Source organism: Streptomyces caeni, assembly GCF_042678285.1.
GTDB classification, from domain to species: Bacteria; Actinomycetota; Actinomycetes; order Streptomycetales; family Streptomycetaceae; genus Streptomyces; species Streptomyces caeni.
Genome location: NZ_JBHUDX010000022.1, coordinates 15,744 through 40,185, shown reverse-complemented (window position 1 = coordinate 40,185; position 24,442 = coordinate 15,744). Strand labels below are relative to the sequence as shown.

Genomic DNA, 24,442 nt, shown 5'->3' with positions numbered 1-24,442 from the left:
CCTACCTTGCGGCGGCGGGCTCGCGCCGCGTACCAGCCGGGCTCGGTGCCCGGACCGCCGCTGCTCTTGCGCACGCTCCGCACTCTCGTGATCACCATGCCACGCGGCCCATGCCGCCACAGCCGGAATCCGAATCCCGGTACCCCGGACACCACGCCACATACAACCGCATGCATCCGTCCACGCTTGACGCGAAGTGCGGGCGCGAGCATTCTCCATGGTTCACTTCTTGAACTTGACGCGATCGTCTGAATCTGGCACGGCGTCAGCGCAGCCGCTGGGAGATCACCTTCGACACCCCGTCGCCCTGCATGGAGACGCCGTAGAGCGCGTCGGCGACCTCCATCGTGCGCTTCTGGTGCGTGATCACGATCAGCTGCGAGGATTCCTGCAGTTCCTGCATGATGCGGATCAGCCGCTGCAGGTTGGTGTCGTCGAGGGCCGCCTCCACCTCGTCCATGACGTAGAACGGGCTGGGCCGCGCCTTGAAGATCGACACGAGCAACGCGACGGCGGTCAGCGACCGTTCCCCGCCGGACAACAGGGAAAGCCGCTTGACCTTCTTGCCCGGCGGACGCGCCTCGACGTCGACGCCCGTGGTGAGCATGTTGTCCGGGTCGGTCAGCACGAGCCGCCCCTCGCCCCCGGGGAACAACCGGCTGAAGACACCCTCGAACTCCCGGGCCGTGTCCCGGTACGCCTCGGTGAAGACCTGCTCGACGCGCTCGTCGACCTCCTTCACCACCTGAAGCAGGTCGGCACGGGTCTTCTTCAGGTCCTCCAGCTGCTCGCTGAGGAACTTGTGGCGTTCCTCCAGCGCCGCGAACTCCTCCAGGGCGAGCGGGTTGACCTTGCCGAGCTGCTGGTAGGCCCGCTCGGCGGCCTTGAGCCGCTTCTCCTGCTCGGCGCGCACGAACGGCCGGGGCCGGTTGCGCGGATGCTGCGGGTCCTCGGGCGGTTCCTCGCCCTCGGCCGGCGGCGAGGGCGGCACGAGCTGGTCGGGGCCGTATTCGGCGATCAGGCCCGCCGGCTCGACGCCGAGTTCCTCCAGTGCCCTGGTCTCCAGCTGCTCGATGCGCAGCCGCTTCTCGGCGCCGAGCACCTCGCCGCGGTGGACGGAGTCGGTGAGCTTGTCGAGTTCGGCCTTGAGGTCGCGGCCCTCGGCGCGGGCCGCGGCGAGTTCCTCCTCGCGGCGGGCCTTGGCGCCCTCGGCGGCGACGCGCTCCGCCTCCGCCCTGCTCAGCGACGCCTCGACATGGGCGAGGAGCTGCCGGGCACCGGAGGCGACGGCCTGAGCCACGGCGGCCTCGTGCCGCAGCCGGGCCCGCAGCCGCTCGGCACGCGCGCGTGCCTCCCGTTCGGCACGGGCGGCCCGGTCGAGGGAGTCGGCGCGGCCGGCCAGGCCCTTGACCCGCTCCTCGTGCGTACGGACCTGGAGCCGGGCCTCCATCTCGGTCTGCCGTGCGTTGGCCCCGTCCGCCGCCAGCCGGTCGCGCACGGAGGTGTCGGGCTCCTCCTCGACGGGCATCTCCTCGGCGACGGCCAGCCGCTCGACGAGTTCCTCGACCTCCTGCCGGGCCTTCTCCAGAGCCTCCTGGGCGCGGGCCGCGGCCGCGGCGGAGCGCTCGGCCTCCCCGGCGGCGCCCCGGGCCTGCCCGGCCAGCCGGCCCAGCTGCTGCGCGACCGCGGACTTCTCGCGTTCGGCCGCCCGCCGCCGTTCCCCCAGTTCCTCGACGATCGCGGCGCACTCGGTGCGGCGCTCGGCCGCCCGCCGTTGCGTCTCGGCCAGCTCCTCGCACCGCACGGCCAGTTCGTCCAGCTCGGCGGCGGCCTCGTCGACGGACGCCTGTACTTCGAGCAGGCTCGGCGCCCCGGCGGACCCGCCGTACGCGAGGTGTGCCCCCAGGAGGTCGCCCTCGGCGGTGACGGCCGTGAGATCGGGTCGCGCGTAGACGAGTTCCTCGGCGTCCTCCAGGGTGCCGACCACGACGATGCCCCGCAGCAGCCGCCGCAGGGCGGGCATCAGCTCGGCGGGGCCGCGGACGAGGTCGGCGGCGTACGGGCCACCCACCATGGGCGGCTGCTCCACCGCGTCGTCGGGGGCGCCGCCCAGCAGCAGTGCGGCCCGCCCCGCGTCCTGCTTGCGCAGCAGGCGGATGGCATCGGCCGCCGCGGCCGGGGTGGCGACCGCGACGTCGTCCGCCGCCGCGCCAAGGGCCGCCGCGAGGGGGACCTCGTAGCCCAAAGTCACGGACAGCAGCTCGGCCGCCGGGCCCAGGAGCCCGGAGAGACGGTCCGTCGCCTCCATGAGGGCGCCCGTGCCGTCCTTGCGGCGCAGTCCCAGGGCGAGAGCCTCGTGGCGGGCCGCGAGCGCCGCGCGCTTGCGCTCGGCGGCGGTGACCGTCTCGCGTGCGGCCGACAGGCCCGCCTCCGCCGCGGCGAGCGCCTGCTTGGCGGTCTCGTGCTGCTCGGCCAGGTCGGCATCCCCCGCGTCCAGGCCGTCGACCTCCGCCTTGAGCGCCTCGTACTCCTCCTGGGCGGCGACGGCGCGCTGCTGCGCCTCGTCGCGGGCGGCGGCCAGGCGGTCGATCTCGGCCTGGGCGGAGCCGGCGCGGGAACGGGCCGCGCCCACCTGTCCGTTCAGCCGGGCCAGGCCCTCACGGCGGTCGGCGAGGGCGCGGGCCGCGTCCTTCAGGCGCCGCTCCTCGACGGCCAGTTCGCGCTCCAGGTCGGCCCGGTGCGCGACGGTGTCCTCCAGGGCGCGCTCGGCGGCCTCCAGGGCGGCCTCCAGCTCGGCCTCCTGCTCGCGGATGCGCTCGGCCTCGCGTTCCATGTCCTCGGGGTCGCGCCCGCGCCGTTCCTCCGGGGGTGCGGAGGTGGCGCTCTTCACGCGCGCGTCGGCCAGCGAGATCGTGCCGCGCACCCGCTCCGCGAGCTGCGACAGCTCGTACCAGGTCTGCTGGGCCCGCTGCAGACGCGGCGTCAGCCGCCGTACCTCGTCCTCCAGGAGGGCCTCGCGCTGCACTGCCTTCTTCAGCTCGGCCTCGGCCGCCTCCTTGCGCTCCTTGAGTGCGGCCTCGTCCGCGACCTCGGCCCGGAGTGCCTCCCGCAGGCGTACGAGGTCGTCGGCGAGCAGCCGCAGCCGGGCGTCCCTGAGGTCGGCCTGGATCACGGCCGCCCGGCGCGCGACCGCCGCCTGCCGGCCCAGCGGCTTCAGCTGGCGGCGCAGTTCGTCGGTCAGGTCCTGGACGCGGGCGAGGTTCGCCTGCATGGCGTCCAGCTTCCGCAGCGCCTTCTCCTTGCGCTTGCGGTGCTTGAGCACGCCCGCGGCCTCTTCGATGAAGGCGCGGCGGCCCGTGGGGTCGGCGTGCAGGACGGAGTCGAGCTGGCCCTGGCCAACGATCACGTGCATCTCGCGGCCGATGCCGGAGTCGGAGAGCAGCTCCTGGATGTCCAGCAGGCGGCAGGTGTCGCCGTTGATCTGGTACTCGCTGCCGCCGTTGCGGAACATGATCCGCGTGATGGTGACCTCGGCGTACTCGATCGGGAGGGCCCCGTCGCTGTTGTCGATGGTCAGGGACACCTCGGCGCGGCCGAGCGGCGGGCGCCCGGTGGTGCCGGCGAAGATGACGTCCTCCATCTTGCCGCCGCGCAGCGACTTGGCCCCCTGCTCACCCATGACCCAGCTGAGCGCGTCCACCACGTTGGACTTGCCCGAGCCGTTCGGCCCCACGACGCACGTGATCCCCGGTTCGAACCGGAGCGTGGTCGCCGAGGCGAACGACTTGAACCCGCGGAGGGTCAGGGCCTTGAGGTGCACGCCGCCGGACTCTACCTTCCGCCCGTATCTCACACTATGAACCCCGGCAACCCCGCGGTTTCACGTATGAACATGCAGGGCACACCATCCGTTAAGGAGACTGGAAGGGTGCGCGGGGGCAAGAAAGAAGGGACGCCGAGGCGTCCCTTGCATATCTGACAACTGAGCGGTTGATACGGGCGGCCCGTCCACTGCCTGTGCTGTCGTGGAGCGATGCAGTGATCAGGTGAGCGCAGGCTCCGCCTGGTGTGCGTCGATGCTCTCCATGATCCTGTCGTGAGAAGCGGCAGCCGTCAGCGCGTCGTTCTCCGCCTGGATCCGTACGAGCTCGGACTCGAGCTCCTGGACGCGCTGCTGGAGCCGTCGCATCTCGGCGAGGAGTCGCGGGTCGGAGCCGCCGACGTAACCGAGAAGCGCCTTTGCCATGATGGATGGTCCTCCACACTGAGTGACCGACCGATGCGGTGTGGGTCGTGAGGGATTCGCACCCGCGGTGCTTGGCACTCTTGAGTTGTGCTGCCGTTCTGCCATGCCAAACAGCTAAGGTGCGCGGGGCTTTCAGCGTCTCACCAAAAAGTTTGACGGTCAACACGATCACACCCTGCGTTGGCGGGTGGCCCGGGGCGGGCGGCCCTCTGCGGGCGGCACTGCGGCTCCTGCGGACCCCGGAGGGCGTGGAGATCATCCTGTCCCGCGGAGCCTGCCACGACAAGCCGTTCTTGGCAACCACCAGGCCGTTTTCACTTCGGGCGGGCACTCCTGGCACACCGGTCCGCTTCCGCGCCGCGCCCTGCGGCCCGGTGCTCACCGCACCGCGAAGCCGTCGTAGCCGCCGCGGGGCGTGTCCCAAATCTCAGTGACTCCGTCCACGCGCCCGGGTGTGTCGTCGCTCCGCAACCACTCCAGCAGACCCTCGCACCCCCGGCGGGGGCCCTCAGCGACCACCTGGACGCGTCCGTCGTCCAGATTGAGGGCGAAGCCGCTCAGGCCGCCGATCTGCAGCGCCTTGGCCCGCGTGAACCAGCGGAAACCCACACCTTGGACACGCCCGCGCACCCATGCGATGAGCCGTGCATCGTCATTCATGGCTGCACGCTAACCGGACAATGTCGCACCGGGCACTTCCTCCCCGGGCGCCATGCTGTACCGTCCCGACCCATAAATCTCATGTGAAACTCACTCGATCGAGTGAGCCGCGCTGACCGCAAGACGAGGAAGGCCAGGAGATTGGGACGCCACCGACGCTCCGCCGCCGGACACGCCGCCACCGGCCGCCCCACCAGGGTCACCCAGAAGCACGAGATCCCTCCGGAGGGTTACGGCCCGGAGAACCTCTACGGCTTCGCCGCGGTACTGGAGGCCGAGCGGCGCGCGACCCGCTCGCGCCGCAGGAAGAAGGCCGCGACGCCGGTACGCACGGGCCTGCTGGGCGTCTCCGCCGCCGTCGCGCTCGGCACCGTGGCCGTGGCCACCGGAGTGCTGCCCGGCGGCAAGCAGTTCACGGTGAGCGGCAGCGCCGGCGACGCGGAGGCCGGCGGGAGCGCCCCATCGGGGTTCGCGACCCAGCAGGGCGGCACGAGCGGCTCCGCGGACGACCGCGACTCCACGTCCACGAGCCGCGACGCCCACCGCTCGACCGCCCCGGTCACCACGCCCTCGACGCCGGCGTCCCCGACGACGCCGAGCGAGGAACCGTCCGCGACGGCGACGAAACCGGCGACGACCGCACCGCCGGCCGCCAAGCCCACCGAGAAGCCGAAGCCGGTCACCCCTCCGGCGAAGGTGTCCGTCGAGGCCGCGACCGAGGCCGAGGTGATCAAGCTCGTCAACCAGGAGCGGGCCAAGGTGGGCTGCAGCCCGGTGACCCAGAACGGTGATCTGAGGAAGCTGGCGGAGGCGTTCAGCCTGGACATGGCCGTGCGGAACTTCTTCGACCACACCGATCCCAGTGGCCAGGACCCCTGGGACCGCGCGGCCGCGTTCGGCATCACCAGTCTGGGCGGCGAGAACATAGCCCGCGGCCAGGCGACCGCCCAGGACGTGATGGACGCCTGGATGAACAGCCCCGGGCACCGGGCGAACATACTGAACTGCGACTTCAAGACACTGGGCGTGGGGGTGCACTTCGGGACCGGCGGGCCCTGGTGGACACAGGACTTCGGCTACTGAGGCATGCGTGCGCCCGCGCGCCCCGGCCGGTGGTGGACGGTCGCCGTGCCCGCCTTGCGCTGACGGATGGACGGCGCAGCCCAGGGGGAGCGCTGCGCTCGCATACGCTTGTGTCATGACCACCGCGCAGGAGCAGGGCCTCCCGTACGACGTGTTCTCCAGGGCGTGTCCGTCGCGCGGCACGCTGGAGCACGTCACGGGCCGCTGGGGGGCGCTCACCCTCGGGGCGCTGCACGAGGGCTCGTTCCGGTTCAACGAGCTGCGCCGCCGCGTCGACGGCGTGAGCGAGAAGATGCTGTCCCAGACCCTGCAGGCGCTGGAGCGCGACGGTCTCGTGCACCGCGAGGCACAGCCGACGAACCCTCCGCGCGTGGACTACGAACTCACCCCGCTGGGCCGCGAGGTCGCCGAGCGGCTGCTGGCCCTCATCCACTGTGTGGAGAGGCGCATGGACGACGTCCTCTCGGCGCGCCGCGGCTACGACGAGGCACGCGCGGCCCGCACGCCCCTCACGGGCTGACGCGCGGTGCCCGCTGGCACCTGGGGCAGAAATAGCTGGAGCGGTTCATCCAGGAGCGGCGGCGGATGGGCGCGGCACAGCGCCGGCAGGGCAGTCCCTCACGGCCGTAGGCGTTCAGCGACCGGTCGAAGTAGCCCGACTCCCCGTTGACGTTGACGTAGAGGCTGTCGAAGCTGGTGCCGCCGACGGCGAGCGCGTCGCTCATCACCTCGCGTATCCGGCCGAGGAGTTCGGAGGTGCGCGGACGGGTGAGGCGAGCGGTCGGGCGCTCGTAGTGGATCCGGGCACGCCACAGCGCCTCGTCCGCGTAGATGTTGCCGACGCCGCTGATCAACGACTGGTCGAGCAGGGCGCGTTTGATGGTCGTGCGCTTGCGGCGCAGCGCCTGGTGGAACGCCTCGTCGTCGAAGAGCGGGTCGAGGGGGTCGCGGGCGATGTGTGCGATGACGTCGGGCAGCCCGTCGGCGGTGGTGTCGTGCAGCGAGAGACCGCCGAAGGTGCGCTGGTCGACGAAGCGGAGTTCGGTTCCCGGGCCGTCCTGGAACCGGATGCGGACACGCAGGTGCTTCTCGTCGGGGGCGTCGTGCGGCCGGACCAGGAACTGGCCGCTCATGCCGAGATGGGCCACGATCGCCGTGCCGGAGGTCTCGACCGGGATCCAGAGGTACTTCCCGCGCCGGCTCGGGGTGCCGAGGCGCCGCCCCGTCAGCCGGTGTGCGAAGTCCTCGCCGCCCGCGGTGTGCCGGCGCACGGCGCGCGCGTGCAGCACCTCGACGTCGGCCACGGTCCGGTGGGCGACCCAGCGCTCCAGGCCACGCCGCACGACTTCGACCTCGGGCAGTTCGGGCACAGGGCTCCTTCGCAGGGGTGATCCGGGGACGGCGTACCCCGCCGCGGCGCGTTCGCCGGGCGGGGTCCGTAAGGAGTGTCAGGCCGTGGCCGTGCCGCTCGCCGGGGCCACGGTCGCGCCGCTGCCCTCGCCGGGGGAACCGTCTGCCGCGGCCGCCGCCTTCACACGCTCGTCCGCGGCGGCGTGGATGGAGCGCCAGGCGGCCTCCGCGGCCTGCTGCTCCGCCTCCTTCTTGCTGCGGCCGGTGCCGGTGCCGTACGAGACGCCTCCGACGCGGGCGGCAGCAGTAAAGGTCTTCTCGTGGTCCGGGCCGGCCTCCGTGACCAGGTACTCGGGCACGCCGAGCCCCTCGGTCGCGGTCAGCTCCTGGAGACTGGTCTTCCAGTCCAGGCCGGCCCCGAGATTCGAGGACTTCTCGATCAGCGGGTCGAACAGGCGGTGCACCAGCTCCGCCGCCGAGTCCAGACCCTGGTCGAGGTAGACCGCGCCGATCACCGCTTCGAGGGTGTCGGCGAGGATGGACGCCTTGTCCCGGCCGCCCGTGCCCTCCTCGCCCCGGCCGAGCCGGATGAAGGAGCCGAGGTCGAGCCCCCGGCCCACCTCCGCCAGCGCACGAGAGTTGACCACCGCGGCCCGCAGCTTGGCCAGCTGGCCCTCGGGCAGGTCGGGGTGGGTGCGGTACAGCGTGTCGGTGACGACGAGGCCCAGCACGGAGTCCCCGAGGAACTCCAGCCGCTCGTTCGTCGGCAGACCGCCGTTCTCGTACGCGTACGAACGGTGGGTCAGCGCACGCACCAGAAGGGCGGACTCGACCTTGTAGCCGAGCCGCCCTTCCAGAAGCGTGTGGGACGAGGCCGAGTTGTCCGCCGGACCACCCCCGCTGCGGCGGGGACCGTTCTTGGCGTCAGACATCAGACCTCTCACCAGCCGTTCAGACCTCGAGGACCTGGCGCTTGTTGTAGGTGCCGCACGAGGGGCACGCGATGTGCTGCAGCTTGGGCTCGTGGCAGCGCTCGCACGCAACCAGGGTGGGGACCGCAGCCTTCCACTGCGACCGGCGGTGGCGCGTGTTGCTGCGCGACATCTTCCGCTTCGGAACAGCCACGGCTACTTCTCCTGCTTCTCGTCGACGCCCGCTTCGGCGCCGCTCATCTCGTCCTTATCGCCGGCTTCGAGTGAAGCGGCGAGTCCCTGCAGTGCCGCCCAACGGATGTCGACGGCGTCATGGTGGTGGTCCGGGTCGTCCGCGAGCCGCGCTCCGCACTCGGAGCACAGGCCCGGGCAGTCGTCCCGGCACACCGGCTGCATCGGCAGTGCGAGCACCACCGCATCGCGCAGCACGGGTTCGAGGTCGAACAGGCCGTCCTCGAGGAAGAGCCTGTCCTCGTCGTCCTCGGCGTCGTCGCCGGGTTCCGTGATGACACGGCCCCGGTCGTCGGCGTCAGGGTACGAGAACATCTCCTGGAAGTCCGCGTCGAGCTCCAGCTCCAGCGGCTCCAGACACCTTACGCACTCCCCCTCGGCCGTGGCACGGGCGGTGCCCGTGACGAGCACCCCCTCCATGACCGACTCGAGCCGGAGCTCCACTTCGACCGGGGCGCCTTCCGGCACTCCGACCACCCCGTGGATCCCGAAGTCCTTCGGGGCGTCGACCGTGCGGGTCAGGCGCTGCAGCGCACCAGGACGCCGACCCAGCTCGTGCGTGTCGAACACGAGGGGGTTGCGGTGGTCGAGGCGGGCGTTCAGGGCCGTTCCTGCTTTCGGTCTTCGGGGCTCATGGGGAGGTGCGGCCCGGCACCGGGGATCCCGGTGCACCCATGGGGTACGGGCAGCGTCGATCGCGGATGCCGGCGAAATCGGCGTCGGGGCATGCGCGACCGAAGAGCCAGGATACTGGACCTTTCGCCGTGCGCCCAATCCGGTGCGCCGGACGCCCCGGGCCGGGGGTCCGGGGCGCTCAGTGACCGCCGCGTCCCTGTTCGTACGCCCGCAACTGCTCGGCGCTGATCATGCTGGTGTCGAAGAGGCTGGTCTCGTCGAGGGCGTTGCCCTGGTCATAGCCCTGCCGGCCCCGCGCCTGGTCGTACGTGTCCTGCCGGTCGTACGTGTCCTGCTGGTCGTACGTGTCCTGCTGGTCGTACGTGTCCTGCTGGTCGTACCCCTGCGCCTGCGGGTAGGCGGCATACGGATCGGCCTGCTGGACGGGGGCCCCTCCCGCCGGAGCGTAGTCGGGAGTGGAGTACGCGTCCTGCTGGGCGTACGTCTGCTGGTAGCCGTACGGGTCGGCCTGCTGCTGGTAGCCGTACGGGTCCTGCTGCTGGGCGTAGGCGGGCCGGCTCTGCTGGGCCGGGATCACGGGGGCCTGGGCCGGCGGCGCCGGGGTCCGGTCCGGGGTGTCGGAGAGCGCCGCGAGATCGGCGAGGTAGTCGGCGTCGCTGGCGTGCCGCACGGTCGAGGTGTCGTCGGCGAGGGCACCGAGGTCGTCGGTGGCGATCCGGCCGTGCAGCTTCTGGCGGCCCTTGCCGACGGCCTCCAGGGTCTTGGCGAGGACGGCCTCGAAGGCACCGAGCTTGGCGTCCACGTACGCGTCGGCGTCGCGGCGCAGGGTCTCGGGGTCGTGGCTGCGCTCGGGGGCGTCCTCGTCCTCGTAGCCGTGCTCGTCGAGGCCGGGGCCGGTGCCGAGGAGCTTCTCTCGGCCCCGGCCGACCGAGCCGAGGGTCTTGGTGAGGACGACCTCGAAGTTGGCGAGCTTGGAGTCGACGTAGTCGTCGGCCTCCGCGCGGACCTCCTCGGCCTCCTGGCGGGCCTCGGCGAGGATGCGGTCGGCCTCGTTCTGGGAGCGGCGGGCGACCTCCGTGTCGGAGATCAGGGAGCCGCGCTCGGCGTGCGCGTGCTCGATGATCCGCTCGGCCTCCTGGCGGGCCCGCTCGACCATCTGCTCGCGGTCGCCGATCAGCTCCTGGGCCCGGGCCAGAGAGTCGGGCAGCGCCGCGCGCACCTCTTCGAGCATCGAGAGCAGCTCGGCGCGGTTGACCACGCACGAGGCCGACATGGGCATGGACCGGGCGCTGGAGACCATCGCGACGATCTCGTCGAGCTTCTTCTGCACGTCCACCGTGTGCTCGCCACTCTCTACAGCTGTGTTGGAGACGGACGGATCGACTGTACGACCACTCCCGCCCCACCCGACACCGGATGACGGTCTGTCAGATCCGAGGGGGGTGCCCCGCGGAGGAGCTCAGTCCTGCCTGAGCCGCCTGGTGAGCGCCTCCAGGACGACCGGCGGCACCAGATGGGAGACGTCCCCGCCCCAGGCCGCGACCTCCTTGACGAGCGAGGAGGACAGGAAACTGTAGGTGGGGTTGGTGGGGACGAAGAGGGTCTCCACACCGGACAGGCCGTTGTTCATCTGGGCCATCTGCAGCTCGTAGTCGAAGTCGCTGACGGCGCGCAGCCCCTTGACGATGGCGGGGATGTCGCGCTGCTTGCAGAAGTCGACCAGGAGACCGTGGAACGCCTCCACCTGGACGTTCCCGAACTCGGCGGTGACCTGGCGGATGAGATCGATCCGCTCGTCGATCTCCAGCAGGCCCTTCTTGGACTTGTTGATCATCACCGCCACGTACACCTCGTCGTACAGCTTCGAAGCACGGGCGATGATGTCGAGGTGTCCATTGGTGATCGGGTCGAACGACCCGGGGCATACGGCGCGGCGCACTTGTGATCCCTCGCTCTCCGGTCCGGTCATCGTGCGTCTTCGCACGTAGAGGCGGCGCGACCGTACCAAAAGGTTCCTTCGCCGTAGCGACGGGCCCGGATCGCGTCGAAGCCGTCCGGCCACCGGAATTCTCCGCCTCTGGTGCTGCGCTCCACGGTGACGAGGGCATCGGCCGCGAGCCAGCCTCCCGTGCGGAGTGTGAGCAGAATCTCGCGAAGATCGTCGTCGGAGACGGCGTACGGCGGGTCCAGGAAGACGAGGTCGTACGGCCGCTGCGGCGCCGGCGCGCGGATGATCTGTTCCGCCCTGCCCGCTCTCACCTCGGCGCCGGGCAGGCCCAGTGCCCTGACGTTCTCGCGGACGGTGCGGGCGGCCCGGGCGTCGGCCTCGACGAGCAGGGTGTGGCCGGCGCCGCGGGAGAGCGCCTCCAGGCCGACCGCGCCCGAGCCGGCGTACAGGTCGAGCACGCGCTCGCCGTCCAGGGGCCCGCCGAGGAGGGACTGCCAGGTGGAGAAGAGGCCCTCGCGCGCCCGGTCGGAGGTGGGACGGGTGCCGTTCCCCGGCGGTACGGCCAGGCGGCGTCCGCCGGCCCGGCCGGCGATCACGCGGGTCATCTCTGCGGTCCTTGTCGGTGTGCGGGGGCGGTGACTTCTCCAGTGTCTCAGCCGTGCGCGGCCGCCCGCCCGCCCGGACGGGCCGGGATCAGCCCTTGTCCAGGTAGCGCTCCCGCTCCTCGTCCAGGAGCGCCTCCAAAGCCGTGCGCAGGCCGGGCAGCTGCCGCAGGTCCGGGTCGCCGGCGACCACCGCGGCGGCCTCCCGGCGTGCCTCGGCGATGATCTCCTCGTCGTCGATGACGGCGAGCATGCGCAGCGAGGAGCGGGCACCGGACTGAGCCTGCCCGAGGACGTCGCCCTCGCGGCGCTCCTCCAGGTCGAGACGGGAGAGCTCGAAGCCGTCGAGGGTGGAGGCCACGGCGTCCAGCCGCCGGCGGGCCGCACTCGCCCCGGACATCTCGGTGACCAGGAGGCAGAGCCCGGGCGCCGAGCCCCGGCCGACGCGGCCGCGCAGCTGGTGCAGCTGCGAGACGCCGAAGCGGTCGGCGTCCATGATGACCATGGCCGTGGCGTTCGGGACGTTCACGCCGACCTCGATGACCGTCGTCGCGACCAGGACGTCCGTGTCACCGGCGGCGAAGCGGCGCATCACCGCGTCCTTGTCGTCGGGCGGCATGCGCCCGTGCAGCACCTCGACCCGCAGCCCCCGCAGGGGGCCCGTGGCGAGCTGGTCGGCCACGTCGAGCACGGCGAGCGGGGGCCGCTTCTCCGCCTCGTCCTCGGGCTGCTTCCCGGCCTGCTCGGGGGCGCCGGGTTCGTCGATGTCGTCGCCGATGCGGGGGCAGACGACATACGCCTGGTGACCGCCGGCGACCTCCTCGCGCACACGCTCCCAGGCGCGTGCCAGGAAGTGCGGCTTGTCGGCGGCCGGCACCACATGGCTGGCGATCGGCGAGCGCCCGGCCGGGAGCTGGTCGAGGACGGAGGTCTCCAGGTCGCCGAAGACGGTCATGGCGACGGTCCGCGGAATGGGCGTGGCGGTCATCACCAGCAGATGGGGCGGCTGCTTCCCCTTGCCGCGCAGCGCGTCCCGCTGCTCCACCCCGAACCGGTGCTGCTCGTCCACCACGACGAGGCCGAGGTCGTGGAACTGCACCTTGTCCTCGATCAGCGCGTGCGTGCCGATCACGATCCCGGCCTCCGCGGTGACGAGGTCGAGCAGTGCCTGCCGCCGCGCGGCCGCCCCCATGGAGCCCGTGAGCAGCACGACCTTGGTGGCATGCTCGGCCCCGCCGAGCATGCCGCCCTCGGCGAGTTCCCCCATCATCTCGACGATCGAGCGGTGGTGCTGCTGGGCGAGCACCTCGGTGGGCGCGAGCATCGCGGCCTGTCCGCCCGCGTCGACGACGGCGAGCATGGCACGCAGGGCCACCAGGGTCTTGCCCGAGCCGACCTCCCCCTGGAGCAGCCGGTGCATGGGGTGCTGGGTCGCCAGGTCGTCGAAGATCTCCTTCGAGACCTTCCGCTGGCCCTCCGTGAGCGTGAAGGGGAGCTTCGCGTCGAAGGCCGCGAGCAGGCCGTCCCGGGCGGGGACGCGGGCGACGGCCGGGAGCTGTGCGTCGGCGTGGCGGCGGCGGGCGAGGGCGACCTGGAGGACGAATGCCTCGTCCCACTTCAGGCGGGCGCGGGCGTCGGCGATGTCCGCCTTCGTGTGGGGGCGGTGGATCTTGAGGAGGGCCTCGGGGAGGGGGACCAGGCCCCGGCCGTCGCGGAGGGAGTCCGGCAGCGGGTCGATCGCCTCCCGGGCGCTCGGCAGCACCGTCTGCACGGCCTTGGCGATCTTCCAGGACTCCAGCTTGGCGGTGGCCGGGTAGAGGGGGATCAGGGCGCCGGCCCAGCTGTCCACCGTCTCGGCGACGTCGTCGCCGCGCAGCAGCTCGTACGCCGGGTGGGCGAGCTGGAGCCTGCGGTTGAAGACGGAGACCTTGCCCGCGAACAGGGCGCGGGTGCCCGGCAGGAGCTCCTTGTGCGGTTTGTGCACGCCGTTGCCGAAGAAGACCAGCTGGAGGCGGCCGCTGCCGTCGGTGATGGTGACCTCCAGTCGCTGCCCCTTGCCGCGGGGCGCCTTGGCCGAGGCGAAGGTGTGCAGACGGGCGTCGGCGACCTGGGCGACCACTGTGACGTGCTCGTCCATGGGGAGGTCGGCGAGGTGGGTGAGCTGGCCGCGCTCCTCGTACCGGCGCGGATAGTGGTGGAGCAGGTCTGAGACGGTGTGCAGGCCGAGATGCTCGGCCATCACCTTCGCGGTGGCGGGGCCGAGCACCTTCTTCAGCGGTTCTTCCAGTGCGGGCACGAGATCCATTGCACACCACGCCACCGACAATGCCGTAAACGTCTTGCGAACCCGCTGGTCAGCGGGATGGCTCGCGGCCTAGGATGGCCAACTTCCCGGCTCGCCCCGCGGTCACCGCCCCACCGGGACCGCCCGACCCCGCGCCGTCGACCTCCCCCATCCGCGGCGCCGTGACGATGGACTCCCAGACCTCACAGTCATCACAGGCACCTCAGTCACCTCACTCACCTCGTACGTTTCAGGTCGACCTGCGCGGTCTGGTGGACCTGCTGTCCCATCACCTCTACTCCAGTCCCAAGGTCTATCTGCGCGAACTGCTGCAGAACGCCGTGGACGCGATCACCGCCCGCCGGGCCCGGCAGCCGGACGCGCCCGCCACGGTCCGGCTGTACGCCGAGGGCGGCACCCTCCGCGTCGAGGACTCCGGCATCGGGCTCACCGAGTCGGATGTGCACAGCCTCCTCGCCACCATCGGGCGCAGCTCGAAGCGGGCGGACGGACTGCAGGAGGTCCGCTCCGACTTCCTGGGGCAGTTCGGCATCGGCCTGCTGGCGTGTTTCGTCGTCGCCGAGCGCATCCGGGTCGTCAGCCGCAGCGCCCGCACGCCCGACGCGGCGCCCGTGGAGTGGACGGCCCGCGACGACGGGTCGTACGTCGTGCGGACCCTGCCGCACGACGCCCGGCCCGAACCCGGGACCACCGTGCACCTGGCGGCGCGTCCCGGCGCCGCCGACTGGCTCTCCGCGGACCGGGTGCGGTCCCTGGCGCGGGACTTCGGGTCGCTGCTGCCGTACGACGTACGGGTCGGCGACGAGCCGGTCACGGACCTGCCGGCGCCCTGGGACCGCGCGTACCCCTCCCCCGCCACCCGCAGAGTGGCCCTGGCCCGTCACTGCCACGACCTGTTCGGCTTCACCCCGCTGGACACCGTCGACCTGGACGTGCCGCTCGCCGGGATCCGGGGAGTGGCCTATGTGCTGCCGAGCGCGGTCAGCCCGGCCCAGCGGGCGAGCCACCGCGTGCACCTGAAGGGCATGCTGCTGACCGAGCGGGCCGAACAGCTGCTGCCCGACTGGGCGTTCTTCGTGCGCTGTGTGCTCGACACGGACAGCCTGCGGCCCACGGCCTCCCGCGAGTCGCTGTACGAGGACGAGACCCTGACAGCCGTGCGCGAGGCCCTCGGCGAGCGCATCCGGTCTTGGCTGACCGGGCTCGCGGCCGGCGACCCCGAGCGCCTCGCCGCCTTCCTGTCCGTGCACCACCTGGGGGTGAAGTCGCTCGCGCGGCACGACAAGGAGATGCTGCGCACGATGCTGCCGTGGCTCCCCTTCGAGACGACGGACGGGCGGCTGTCCCTGGAGGAGTTCGCACAGCGGCACCCGGTCGTGCACTTCACGCGGACCGTGGAGGAGTACCGGCAGGTGGCCCCGATCGCGTCCGCGCAGGGCGTCGGGGTGGTCAACGGCGGCTACACGTACGACAGCGAGCTGGTGGAGGCGCTGCCGTCGGTGCGCCCGGAAACAGTGGTCGCGGAGCTGGACGCGGACACCGTGACCGCGCATCTGGACGCCGTCGACCCGGCCGAGGAACTGGCCCTGTCCGCCTTCCTCGGGGCCGCGCGCGCCCGGCTCGACCCTCTGGGCTGCGATGTGGTCCTGCGCGCCTTCCACCCCCTGTCCGTTCCGGCACTGCACCTGGACGACCGGGCGGCCCGCCACGAGCAGGCCCGCGCCGAGGCGGAGGAGCAGGCCGACGACCTGTGGGCCGGCATCCTGGGCTCGCTGCGGGGCAGCGCACCCCGTGCGCGCCTGGTCCTCAACCATCTCAATCCGCTGGTCAGGAGGATCGGCGCGCTGGGGGACCCGGAGCTGATCGGCACCGCCACGGAGTCCCTCTACGGGCAGGCGCTGCTGATGGCCCAGCGCCCGCTGCGTCCCGCCGACTCCGCGCTGCTGAACCGCGCGTTCATCGGCCTCCTCGAATGGGCCACCCACACCAACTCACCGGAGGACGGTTCCCGATGAGCCAGGTCATGGACTTCGAGTCGCTGCGCCGGGCGATGGCGGACAACTACGACCAGCCGGAGGGCCCGGCGCGCAATGCGCGTGCGGAGCAGCTGCTCGTGGAGGCCGAGAAGCTGGACATCCCGCTGGCCGTGATCGAGGCGCTCGGACACCAGCTGAAGGTCTACAACTACAGCTCCGAGAAGGACAAGATGTTCGTCCCCTTCGCGCGGCTGCTGCGCATGTGGGACGAGCGCCCGGAGGACTTCGACGAGTACGAGGTGCACTCGCTGCACTGGGTCTTCAAGTGGATGTCGGCGGGCATGCTGGGCCAGCCGCACATTCCGCTCGCCTCCATCGAGAAGTGGCTCGGCGAGATGGAGCACCGCTACCGGCTCGCCGGGCACTCCGAACGCGCCGTGCGCGGCGCGGAGTTCAGCGTCGCCGCGCACATCGGGGATTTGGAGCGCGCGGAACGGGCCTATGCGGCGTGGCTGGCCGCCGACCGTGACGAGATGGCCGACTGCCACGCGTGCGAGCTGCACGACCAGGGGTGGTGGCAGGCGCGCAGGGGCGAGGACGAGCGGGCGCTGGAGCTGTGGCGGCCCGTGCTGGAGGGCGAGTACGTCTGCGCACACGAACCGCACGCCGTGCTGGCCTCCTCCCTGCTGCCGCTGCTGCGGCTGGACCGCCTCGGCGAGGCACGGGCACACCACCTGCGCGGCTTCCGGCTCGTGCGGGCCATGGAGAGCATGCGCGGCTCGTACGCCGACCATGTGGAGTTCTGCGCGCTGACCGGCAACGAGGCGCGCGGGCTCGAACTGCTGGCCGAGCGTCCGGCGTACTTCACGGACTCCGGGGAACCGCGCAGCAAGCTGGACTTCCTGGCCGTGGTGGCGCTGCTGATGGGGCGGCTGGTCGAACGGGGACTCGGGGAGCGCACGGTGCCGGGGCCGGCGGGCCGGGAGTGGACCGCCCGGGAGCTGGCCGCCCACGCGCGCGGTGAGGCGCTGTCGCTGGCCGCCCGCTTCGACGCGCGCAACGGCACCTCGTACGTCAGTGAGCGCACCCGGGAGCGGATGGACCGCCGCCCGTTGGTGGACCGGCTGCCGCTGGGCGTGCGGGTGGTGCGGGCGGCGCCCGTGGCGGCGCCGGCACCGGCCGCGCCCGCCCCGGAGCGCGGCCTCGCAGAACTGCTCGCCGAGGCCCGGCGCCTGTCGGACGCCCTGCACCCGGCCTCCATGGACGCGTGGGCCGCGGTGGCGCGGGCCGCGGCCGCGGAGGGCACGGAGCTGGACCCCCGCGACCAGGCGGACCTGGCCGACCACGAGGCGTTGAGCCGCGGCCCCGAGGGCGCCGCGCTCTTCGACCGCGCGGCCGAGTTGTACGAGGCGGCGGGCGACCCCGGCGAGGCGCTCGCGGCACGCACGCGTGCCACGTTCGTCCGCGCCCTGACGGGTCAGTCCGACGATGCGCCGGAGACGGTCGCCGGGCTGCGCGAGCGGGTGCTCGCGCTCTTCGAGGAGGGCGCGACGGAGGTACGGCCGACGGCGTCCGTGCTCGTCGGGCGGGCCCGCATCCTGATGCACCGGCTGCGGGAGGACGAGAGCGTCGCTCAGGCCGCCGAAGAGGCCGTGCGGGAGCTGCTGGCGTTCGCCGAGCCGCACACCTGCGATGTGCGTCTCGCGTCCCGGGCCGCCGAGGCGAAGGCCATGCTCGGGGAGCTCGCGGGACGCGCCGGGGACGCGGAGGCGGGCGCGGAGCTGCTGGCACGGGCGGCCGAGGAGTACGTGGCGGCGGGCCTGCCGTGGTTCGCGGTGGAGCACGAGGCGCGGCTGGCCGGGCTCGCGCGGCAGCTCGGCGACGCGGAGGGGGCCCAGCGGGCGGCCCGCGCGGCGCTGGAGCACGGCCGGGAGTATCTGGAGCCGGTCGGCCAGGCGCAGTTGCACCTCCAGCTGGCGGAGGTGCTGGGGGCTTCGGAGGAGTTCCCGGAGGCCGCCGAGCACGCCCTGGAGGCCGCGCACTGGGCCGACGAGGCGGGCGAGGGTCCGACGCTGGGCGCGTGGGCGCGGTATCAGCTGGGCGGATTCCTGCTCCGGCAGGGCCGCTTCGCGGAGGCGGCCGAGGTGCTGGAGTCGGCACTGCCCGACCTGACGGCCGAGACGCACGGTGACGGGGCCATCGTGCAGACGCGGTGGTGGCTCGGCGACTGCCACACGGAGCTGGGCGAACACCGGGCGGCGGCCGAGCAGTGGCTCAAGGCCGCGGAGATCGCCCGGCACTGGCCGCAACAGCGCGATCACGCGATGCTCGCCCACCTGGCCGCCGAGGCGCTGGGCCGCGCGGAGCTGCCCGCGGAGGCGGAGCGGGCGTACGCGCGCGCCGGCGACCTGTGGCGGGAGCTGGGCAACACCCACGGCCTGGTGCGCGCCCTGCGCGCCCGCGCGTGGCTCGCGGCGCGCGGGGAGGCGGGTCTGGAGGCGGCGCGGGAGCTGATGGCGCAGGCCGCACAGGAGTGCGCCTCGGCGGCGGCCTCCGCGGCGGACGACGACACCCGCGACGGCCTGCTCACGGAACTCGGGCACACCCACCGCCAGTTCGGCGACCTGATCGCCCGCTCGGCCGGTGAGGAGGCGGACGAGGAGACGATGCGGACGGCCTTCGACGAGGCACTGAGACATCTCACGGAGGCGATCGCGGCCTTCGAGTCCCTCGGCCCGGGCGCGCGTGACGCCCGTACGGGCGCGGAACTGGCGGCGGGCTGGCTGGAGGCCGACCTTCGCCGCCCGGACGCGGCGTCGGCACGCGCGCGTGCGGTGCTGTCCGCCTACGAGGACGCGGAGGCCGACAGCGACGCGGAGACGGCGCGGGCGCGGCGGGCGGAGGCGCAGCGGATGCTGGAGCTGGTGACGGCGCACCTGGAGGAGTGAGGGCCGGGCCGGTCGCCGCGGCAGCCAGGCGCGGTTCCGCTCCGCCCGGCCTTCCGCTTCACCGGCTTCCGCCGGGCCTCACTCGACGCCGATCAGCAGCAGCGCCCCCTGGCGGCCGCCCCGGTACACCACCGTGTCGACCGCCAGGTACGCCTCGCGCACCCGGGCCTCCAGCCGCGCCGCGGCCGACTCCGGGGCGTCGTCGCCCAGGACGAGGGTGACCATCTCGCCGCCCGCCGCCAGCATGCGGTCCAGGACCGCCTCGGCCGTCGCCGTGACGTCGGAGCCGATGACCGCGACGTCGCCGTCGATCAGGCCGAGCACGTCGCCGGCCTGGCAGATGCCGGCCGTCGTCCAGGACTGGCGCTCCGCGACGGCCACCTCGGCGTACCGCGTGGCCCCCGCCGCCGACGTCATCGCCACGACGTCCTCGTCGAAGCGCCGCTCCGGCTCGTGCACGGCCAGCGCCGCGATCCCCTGCACCGCGGCCCGCGTCGGGATCAGTGCCGTCCGGACGCCCTCGGCGCGCGCCTGCTCGGCCGCGGCGGCCGCGGTGTGGTGCAGGTCCGCGTGGTTCGGCAGCAGCACCACCTCGCGTGCGTGCGCCCGCCGCACCGCCTCCACCAGTTCCCCGCTCGCCGGTGGCTCCCCGGGCCGGGCGAGCACGGTCGTCGCCCCGGCCTCCTGGTACAGCCCGGCCAGTCCCTCCCCCGGCACCACGGCCACCACCGCCCGCCGGACCCGCTCCCGCGGCGGCACCGTGCCCGAGGTGTGCACGTCCCCGGCGGCGAAGTGCGTGATCCGGATCCGGTACGGCCGCCCGGCCTCCACCCCCGTCTCGACGGCGGCGCCCGCGTCGTCGACGTGCACATGGACGTTCCACAGCCCGTCACCGCCGACCACGACCAGCGAGTCCCCGAGCGCGTCGAGCCGCTCCCGCAGCCGGGTGACGGCCGCGTCGTCGGCCTCCAGGAGATAGACGACCTCGTACGCGGGCCCGCCGCCCCCGTCCCCGGGGGCGTCCGCGCACTCCCGGGGCGCGACCGAGGCGACCGCGCGCGCGTGGACGTGCCGCATCGACCCGTCGCGGCCGTGCGGCGCCTCCCCCGTGAACGTCTCCACCAGGGCCGCCAGCACGGCCACCAGCCCCTGGCCGCCCGCGTCGACCACACCGGCGCGCTTGAGGACCGGTAGCTGCCCGGGGGTCGCCGCGAGGGCCGCGCGCGCCCCCTCGTACGCCGCCCGCGCGACCGACCCGCAGTCGCCCTCGGCGCCGGTGACCGCGTCGGCGGCGGCGGAGGCGACGCTCAGCACGGTGCCCTCCACGGGGTGCGCGACGGCCTCCCGCGCGGAGTCGGCGGCCTGCCGGAGGGCGAGCCGCAGGCCCTGCGCGCCGCCGGGGGCGCTCTCGCCGTCGGCGGCGAGCACCTGTGCCATGCCGCGCAGCAGCTGCGCGAGGATCGTCCCGGAATTGCCGCGGGCCCCGATGAGCGCGCCGTGCGCCATGGCCCGCACGGCTTCGGCCAGCGTCGGGCGCCGCACCGCGCCCGCGGCGCCCGTCTCGTGGCCGGCGAAGACCGCCTCGACGGCCGCGGCGGCCGACTCCACGGTCAGATAGAGGTTCGTGCCGGTGTCCCCGTCGGCCACGGGGTAGACGTTGATCGCGTCGATCTCCTCCCGGGCCCGCCCCAGCGCCTGGAGCGCGAGACCGCACCAGGTGCGCACCGCGAGAGCATCCAATGGCTGCGGCACCTGCGCCACCTGCGCCTCCTCGAGCTGCTGGACGTGGAGCAGCGTAGACCCAGAAGGGCTCCGTACCGGAAGAGGGCCTGACGGGGCCCGGCACGATGTGGCGGGGCGGCCGCCCCCGAGGGCCGGAGCGGGGGCCCGGTCGACCGTGGTAGTTTCGTTCCACGGGCGCAGCCGTTGTATGCTGCTCCGGTTGCCCGATCCAGATCGGGCCTTCCCCCTGGCAGCGCCACTCAGATCCCACGATCTCGATCCCGGCATGCCGGGATCAACCGTAAGTGCATCTGAAGTCTTTGGAGTGACCCGTGGCTGCCAACTGCGACGTCTGCGGCAAGGGGCCGGGCTTCGGCAACAACATCTCGCACTCGCACCGCCGTACGTCCCGCCGCTGGAACCCGAACATCCAGCGTGTGCGTACCGTGGTGGGCGGGACGCCGAAGCGCGTGAACGCCTGCACCTCGTGCATCAAGGCCGGCAAGGTCTCGCGCTGACGCAAAGCGGCGCGCGGCCCGCTGGTTCGCCGCACTGAGCCGGTCCACGAACGTGGGCCGGCTTTTTGCTGTGCCCGCGCGGCGCCACCGGGGCCGCGCCCCGCCCGGCCGCACCCGGAAACGGTGGTGGGCACCTCCCTGCTCCCGCCGGGAGGCACCAGCCCGCGGCCGCGCCACAGCCCCCTACGACTCGATGTCCGCGAAGTGGTCCCAGCCGCCCTTGCTGGTCCACGGCGCCCCGTCGACCGTCACCTGGGGCAGCGCCGACGGGTTGAGCACCTCGCCGATCACCTTCCAGCGGGCGGGCAGCTTCACGTCCGGCGGGAAGGTCGCCACGATCGCGTGGTCCTCGCCGCCCGTCAGCACCCACTGGATGGGGTCGACACCCACGGCCTGCCCGATGTCGTTCATCTGGGACGGGATGTCGATGGCGCCGGAGCGGATGTCGATCCGTACCTTGCTCGCCTCCGCGATATGCCCGAGGTCGGCGATGAGGCCGTCGCTGACGTCGCACATCGCGGTCGCGCCGAGGCCGGCGGCGGCCGGACCCGCGTGGTAGGGCGGCTCGGGGCGCCGGTGCGCCTCGACGAACGCGCGCGGCGAACGGAAGCCCCGGGAGAGCACCGCGTGCCCGGCCGCGGACCAGCCGAGCCAGCCGGTCACCGCGACGACGTCGCCGGGCTGGGCTCCGGCGCGGGTGACCGGCTCGTGGTTGCGCAGATCCCCGAGCGCGGTGATCGAGATCATGATGGTGTCGCCGCGCACCACGTCGCCGCCGACCACCGCCGCCCCCGCGACCTGGCACTCGTCGCGCAGGCCGTCCATCAGCTCGGTGGGCCAGGTGGCGGGCAGTTCGGCGGGAACGACGAGACCGAGCAGCAGCGCGGTCGGCACGGCGCCCATCGCCGCGATGTCCGCGAGGTTCTGCGCGGCCGCCTTGCGCCCGACGTCGTACGCCGTGGACCAGTCGCGGCGGAAGTGCCGGCCCTCCAGGAGGATGTCGGTGCTCGCCACCACCCTGCGGTCGGGCGCGGCCACCACCGCGGCGTCGTCGCCGGGCCCGACCCGGACCGCCGGGGTGGTGGTGAGCCGGGAGGTCAGCTCCCTGATGAGCCCGAACTCGCCGAGCTCGCCCACGGTGCCCTTCATCGTCGTAGGTCCCCTTCTCTTGCCTGCCGGGCCCGGTCGCGAGCCGTCATCGTCGTGGATACGGTCGAGTCGACCGTCAACTTGTGTTGCCGGTGCTCCCCGGCGATCACGCCACAGCCCCCGCGGGTCTCCCCGCGGCGAGCGGCGACGCGATACCGTGGCGTCCCTTCTCCCCACATGATCCTCGTGGCCGCCCTGGAGGTTCCGTGGTACAGGCGTACATCCTGATCCAGACGGAGGTCGGCAAGGCGTCGACCGTCGCCGAGACGATCAGCAAGATCCCTGGAGTCATCCAGGCCGAGGACGTGACAGGTCCGTACGACGTCATCGTGCGCGCCCAGTCCGAGACCGTCGACGAACTCGGCCGGATGGTGGTGGCGAAAGTCCAGCAAGTGGACGGCATCACCCGTACCCTGACCTGCCCGGTGGTGCACCTGTAGCCCCCGTCTACCCTTGGCCGGTGACTTCTTTCCGCCGCCGGCTCCATGGACTGCCCGCCCTCGCTCTGCTGATCGCGGCGGCGGGCTGCTCCTCAAGCGACGACAACCCCTCGGCCGCGGTTCCCACCCCGGACGCGAAGGTCACGAAGCTGTGCCGGAACCTGGACAAGGTGCTGCCGCGGAAGGTGGACGGCCTCGAGCGGAACGATCCCGAGCCCCGGTCCGCGCTCAGGGCGGGCTGGGGAAGCCCGGCGATCATACTGCGTTGCGGAGTGGCGAGGCCCCAGGAGCTGAACGACCCGGAGGCGGACGGCGTGGAGGTGAACGGCGTCGGCTGGCTGCTGCAGAAACGGGACGACGGTTCGTTCCGCTTCACCACGACGCTGCGTCTGGCCTATGTCGAGGTGAGCCTGCCCCGGGAACGCACCGGCGACGGGCTGGCCCCGCTGACCGACCTCGCCGAGCCCGTCAAGAAGGCGATCCCCGGGATCGCCGGCTGAGGGAGGGCGGGGACGCGCTTCAGCGCAGGCCCGTCGAGCGGTTCAGCGCCGCCTGGATCAGTCGGTCCACCAGTTCCTGGTAGCCGATCCCGCTCGCCTGCCACATCTGCGGGTACATCGAGATCGGGGTGAACCCGGGCATCGTGTTGATCTCGTTGATCACGAACTCGCCGTCCTCGGCGAGGAAGAAGTCCGCGCGCACCAGTCCCTCGCAGGAGGCCGCCTCGAACGCCCCCACCGCGAGCCGCTGGACCTCGGCGGTCTGCTCCTCGGTCAGCGGGGCGGGCACGATGCCGGGGGTGGAGTCGATGTACTTGGCCTCGAAGTCGTAGTACGTGTGCGCGTCCGGCGGCGGGATCTCGGCGGGCACCGAGGCGCGCGGCCCGTCCTCGAACTCCAGGACGCCGCACTCGATCTCGCGGCCGCGCACCGCGGCCTCCACCAGGATCTTCGGGTCGTGCCGCTGGGCCTGAGCGATCGCCTCGTCCAGATCCGCCGGACCGTCGACCTTGGTGATGCCGATCGACGACCCGGCGCGGGCGGGCTTAACGAACAGCGGCCAGCCGTGCTCGCCCGCGAAGTCGACGATCTTCTTGCGGGCGGCGGACTCGTCGCGCCGCCACTCGCGCGGCCGGATCACCACGTACGGCCCGACCTTGAGCCCGAACGAGGTGAACACGTGCTTCATGTACTCCTTGTCCTGGCCCACGGCCGAGGCGAGCACGCCCGAACCCACGTACGGGATGCCGGACAGCTCCAGGAGCCCCTGCAGGGTGCCGTCCTCGCCGTACGGGCCGTGCAGCATCGGGAAGACGACGTCGACCTCACCCAGCGCCTTGGGCACCGAACCGGGCTCGCCGTAGACGACTTCGCGGCTCGACGGGTCGACCGGCAGGACCACTCCGCCCTCCTGCGACTCGGCCAGGTCCTCGACGCTGGGCGTACGGCGCTCGGTGATCGCCATGCGGTCCGGTTCGTCGGCGGTGAGCGCCCAACGGCCGTCCTGGGTGATTCCGATCGGCAGGACGTCGTACTTCGTCCGGTCGATGGCGCGCAGCACCGCGCCGGCGGTGACCACGGAGATCCCGTGTTCGGAGCTGCGGCCGCCGAAGACAACGGCAACACGGGGCCTGCGGGGCGGCTGCTCGGGGCTCTTGGGGAGGTTCTCGCTGCTCATATCGCGTTGAGCGTACCCG

21 protein-coding genes are annotated in these 24,442 nt (G+C 72.7%); 7 read left to right on the top strand and 14 right to left on the bottom strand.

Annotation, left to right across the window (positions count from 1 at the left end; genetic code table 11):
- Nucleotides 1–265: 265 nt before the first annotated feature.
- From smc to ACFSL4_RS09080, 3 genes are all read right to left on the bottom strand, one after another.
- Nucleotides 266–3,820, bottom strand: a complete 3,555-nt coding sequence (gene smc, locus ACFSL4_RS09090; protein WP_381080403.1) for a chromosome segregation protein SMC — start codon at nucleotides 3,818–3,820, stop codon at nucleotides 266–268.
- A gap of 222 nt (nucleotides 3,821–4,042) precedes the next feature.
- Nucleotides 4,043–4,246: a hypothetical protein gene (locus ACFSL4_RS09085; RefSeq protein ID WP_043444185.1), complete on the bottom strand. Its 204-nt coding sequence runs from the start codon at nucleotides 4,244–4,246 to the stop codon at nucleotides 4,043–4,045.
- Nucleotides 4,247–4,624: 378 nt separating this feature from the next.
- Nucleotides 4,625–4,906, bottom strand: coding sequence for an acylphosphatase (locus ACFSL4_RS09080; RefSeq protein ID WP_381080401.1), 282 nt, complete (start codon nucleotides 4,904–4,906; stop codon nucleotides 4,625–4,627).
- 141 nt (nucleotides 4,907–5,047) lie between these two features.
- Between ACFSL4_RS09080 and ACFSL4_RS09075 the strand changes: the two genes are divergently transcribed.
- A complete protein-coding gene (locus ACFSL4_RS09075) occupies nucleotides 5,048–5,989 on the top strand; it encodes a CAP domain-containing protein (RefSeq protein WP_381080399.1) in 942 nt (313 codons plus the stop codon).
- A gap of 115 nt (nucleotides 5,990–6,104) precedes the next feature.
- Nucleotides 6,105–6,509 carry a winged helix-turn-helix transcriptional regulator gene (locus tag ACFSL4_RS09070; protein WP_381080397.1) on the top strand — a complete coding sequence of 135 codons (405 nt, stop codon included), beginning with the start codon at nucleotides 6,105–6,107 and terminating at the stop codon, nucleotides 6,507–6,509.
- Here ACFSL4_RS09070 and mutM read toward each other — a convergent pair.
- From mutM to recG, 8 genes are all read right to left on the bottom strand, one after another.
- The gene (gene mutM / locus ACFSL4_RS09065) at nucleotides 6,499–7,359 is read right to left on the bottom strand and encodes a bifunctional DNA-formamidopyrimidine glycosylase/DNA-(apurinic or apyrimidinic site) lyase (RefSeq protein WP_381080395.1); all 861 of its coding nucleotides are present in this window, start codon (nucleotides 7,357–7,359) and stop codon (nucleotides 6,499–6,501) included. The two genes, ACFSL4_RS09070 and mutM, sit on opposite strands and share 11 nt — an antisense overlap.
- A 78-nt stretch (nucleotides 7,360–7,437) precedes the next feature.
- Nucleotides 7,438–8,271: a ribonuclease III gene (rnc, locus tag ACFSL4_RS09060; RefSeq protein ID WP_381080393.1), complete on the bottom strand. Its 834-nt coding sequence runs from the start codon at nucleotides 8,269–8,271 to the stop codon at nucleotides 7,438–7,440.
- A gap of 19 nt (nucleotides 8,272–8,290) precedes the next feature.
- Nucleotides 8,291–8,464 (bottom strand): 50S ribosomal protein L32, encoded by a 174-nt coding sequence (gene rpmF / locus ACFSL4_RS09055; protein WP_007493396.1) that lies wholly within the window; start codon nucleotides 8,462–8,464, stop codon nucleotides 8,291–8,293.
- Between the two features lie 2 nt (nucleotides 8,465–8,466).
- Nucleotides 8,467–9,105: a YceD family protein gene (locus ACFSL4_RS09050; RefSeq protein WP_381080565.1), complete on the bottom strand. Its 639-nt coding sequence runs from the start codon at nucleotides 9,103–9,105 to the stop codon at nucleotides 8,467–8,469.
- Nucleotides 9,106–9,316: 211 nt separating this feature from the next.
- Nucleotides 9,317–10,474 (bottom strand): cell division initiation protein, encoded by a 1,158-nt coding sequence (locus ACFSL4_RS09045; RefSeq protein ID WP_381080391.1) that lies wholly within the window; start codon nucleotides 10,472–10,474, stop codon nucleotides 9,317–9,319.
- 123 nt (nucleotides 10,475–10,597) lie between these two features.
- Complete coding sequence (gene coaD, locus ACFSL4_RS09040) at nucleotides 10,598–11,077, bottom strand: pantetheine-phosphate adenylyltransferase (protein WP_381080389.1); 480 nt, start codon at nucleotides 11,075–11,077, stop codon at nucleotides 10,598–10,600.
- Nucleotides 11,078–11,103: 26 nt separating this feature from the next.
- Nucleotides 11,104–11,691, bottom strand: coding sequence for a 16S rRNA (guanine(966)-N(2))-methyltransferase RsmD (gene rsmD / locus ACFSL4_RS09035; RefSeq protein WP_381080387.1), 588 nt, complete (start codon nucleotides 11,689–11,691; stop codon nucleotides 11,104–11,106).
- 88 nt (nucleotides 11,692–11,779) lie between these two features.
- Entirely contained in the window at nucleotides 11,780–13,993 is a 2,214-nt protein-coding gene (gene recG, locus ACFSL4_RS09030; protein ID WP_381080385.1) for an ATP-dependent DNA helicase RecG, read from the bottom strand.
- Nucleotides 13,994–14,160: 167 nt separating this feature from the next.
- Here recG and ACFSL4_RS09025 point away from each other — a divergent pair, with 167 nt between their 5' ends.
- Nucleotides 14,161–16,008 (top strand): HSP90 family protein, encoded by a 1,848-nt coding sequence (locus tag ACFSL4_RS09025; RefSeq protein ID WP_381080563.1) that lies wholly within the window; start codon nucleotides 14,161–14,163, stop codon nucleotides 16,006–16,008.
- Entirely contained in the window at nucleotides 16,005–18,917 is a 2,913-nt protein-coding gene (locus ACFSL4_RS09020; RefSeq protein WP_381080383.1) for a tetratricopeptide repeat protein, read from the top strand. Before ACFSL4_RS09025 ends, ACFSL4_RS09020 begins: the two co-directional genes overlap by 4 nt.
- 78 nt (nucleotides 18,918–18,995) lie before the next feature.
- On the opposite strand, the gene ACFSL4_RS09015 is transcribed toward ACFSL4_RS09020, so the two are convergent.
- Nucleotides 18,996–20,678 (bottom strand): DAK2 domain-containing protein, encoded by a 1,683-nt coding sequence (locus ACFSL4_RS09015; protein ID WP_381080381.1) that lies wholly within the window; start codon nucleotides 20,676–20,678, stop codon nucleotides 18,996–18,998.
- Nucleotides 20,679–20,971: 293 nt separating this feature from the next.
- On the opposite strand from ACFSL4_RS09015, the gene rpmB reads away from it, so the two are divergent.
- Nucleotides 20,972–21,157, top strand: coding sequence for a 50S ribosomal protein L28 (gene rpmB, locus ACFSL4_RS09010; protein ID WP_003993230.1), 186 nt, complete (start codon nucleotides 20,972–20,974; stop codon nucleotides 21,155–21,157).
- A gap of 183 nt (nucleotides 21,158–21,340) precedes the next feature.
- Here the strand turns inward: rpmB and ACFSL4_RS09005 are convergent, their stop codons facing one another.
- Nucleotides 21,341–22,306, bottom strand: a complete 966-nt coding sequence (locus ACFSL4_RS09005; protein WP_381080379.1) for a thiamine-phosphate kinase — start codon at nucleotides 22,304–22,306, stop codon at nucleotides 21,341–21,343.
- A 206-nt stretch (nucleotides 22,307–22,512) separates the two neighbouring features.
- Between ACFSL4_RS09005 and ACFSL4_RS09000 the strand changes: the two genes are divergently transcribed.
- Together ACFSL4_RS09000 and ACFSL4_RS08995 are read left to right on the top strand one after the other, a co-directional pair.
- Complete coding sequence (locus tag ACFSL4_RS09000) at nucleotides 22,513–22,746, top strand: Lrp/AsnC family transcriptional regulator (protein ID WP_037654619.1); 234 nt, start codon at nucleotides 22,513–22,515, stop codon at nucleotides 22,744–22,746.
- 20 nt (nucleotides 22,747–22,766) lie between these two features.
- On the top strand, nucleotides 22,767–23,246 hold the full coding sequence (locus ACFSL4_RS08995) for a DUF3515 domain-containing protein (RefSeq protein ID WP_381080377.1): 480 nt from the start codon (nucleotides 22,767–22,769) through the stop codon (nucleotides 23,244–23,246).
- Between the two features lie 19 nt (nucleotides 23,247–23,265).
- On the opposite strand, the gene ACFSL4_RS08990 is transcribed toward ACFSL4_RS08995, so the two are convergent.
- Nucleotides 23,266–24,423: a D-alanine--D-alanine ligase family protein gene (locus ACFSL4_RS08990; protein ID WP_381080375.1), complete on the bottom strand. Its 1,158-nt coding sequence runs from the start codon at nucleotides 24,421–24,423 to the stop codon at nucleotides 23,266–23,268.
- Nucleotides 24,424–24,442: the final 19 nt, after the last annotated feature.

What these genes read in the sequence shown, in the direction of transcription:
- ACFSL4_RS09070 (WP_381080397.1), top strand. Translation starts at nt 6,105, where the DNA reads ATGACCACCGCGCAGGAGCAGGGCCTCCCGTACGACGTGTTCTCCAGG.
- ACFSL4_RS09025 (WP_381080563.1), top strand. Translation starts at nt 14,161, where the DNA reads ATGGACTCCCAGACCTCACAGTCATCACAGGCACCTCAGTCACCTCAC.
- ACFSL4_RS09005 (WP_381080379.1), bottom strand. Translation starts at nt 22,306, where the DNA reads ATGAAGGGCACCGTGGGCGAGCTCGGCGAGTTCGGGCTCATCAGGGAG.
- ACFSL4_RS09085 (WP_043444185.1), bottom strand. Translation starts at nt 4,246, where the DNA reads ATGGCAAAGGCGCTTCTCGGTTACGTCGGCGGCTCCGACCCGCGACTC.
- ACFSL4_RS09080 (WP_381080401.1), bottom strand. Translation starts at nt 4,906, where the DNA reads ATGAATGACGATGCACGGCTCATCGCATGGGTGCGCGGGCGTGTCCAA.
- recG (WP_381080385.1), bottom strand. Translation starts at nt 13,993, where the DNA reads ATGGATCTCGTGCCCGCACTGGAAGAACCGCTGAAGAAGGTGCTCGGC.
- rnc (WP_381080393.1), bottom strand. Translation starts at nt 8,271, where the DNA reads ATGTCTGACGCCAAGAACGGTCCCCGCCGCAGCGGGGGTGGTCCGGCG.
- rsmD (WP_381080387.1), bottom strand. Translation starts at nt 11,691, where the DNA reads ATGACCCGCGTGATCGCCGGCCGGGCCGGCGGACGCCGCCTGGCCGTA.
- ACFSL4_RS08990 (WP_381080375.1), bottom strand. Translation starts at nt 24,423, where the DNA reads ATGAGCAGCGAGAACCTCCCCAAGAGCCCCGAGCAGCCGCCCCGCAGG.
- ACFSL4_RS09020 (WP_381080383.1), top strand. Translation starts at nt 16,005, where the DNA reads ATGAGCCAGGTCATGGACTTCGAGTCGCTGCGCCGGGCGATGGCGGAC.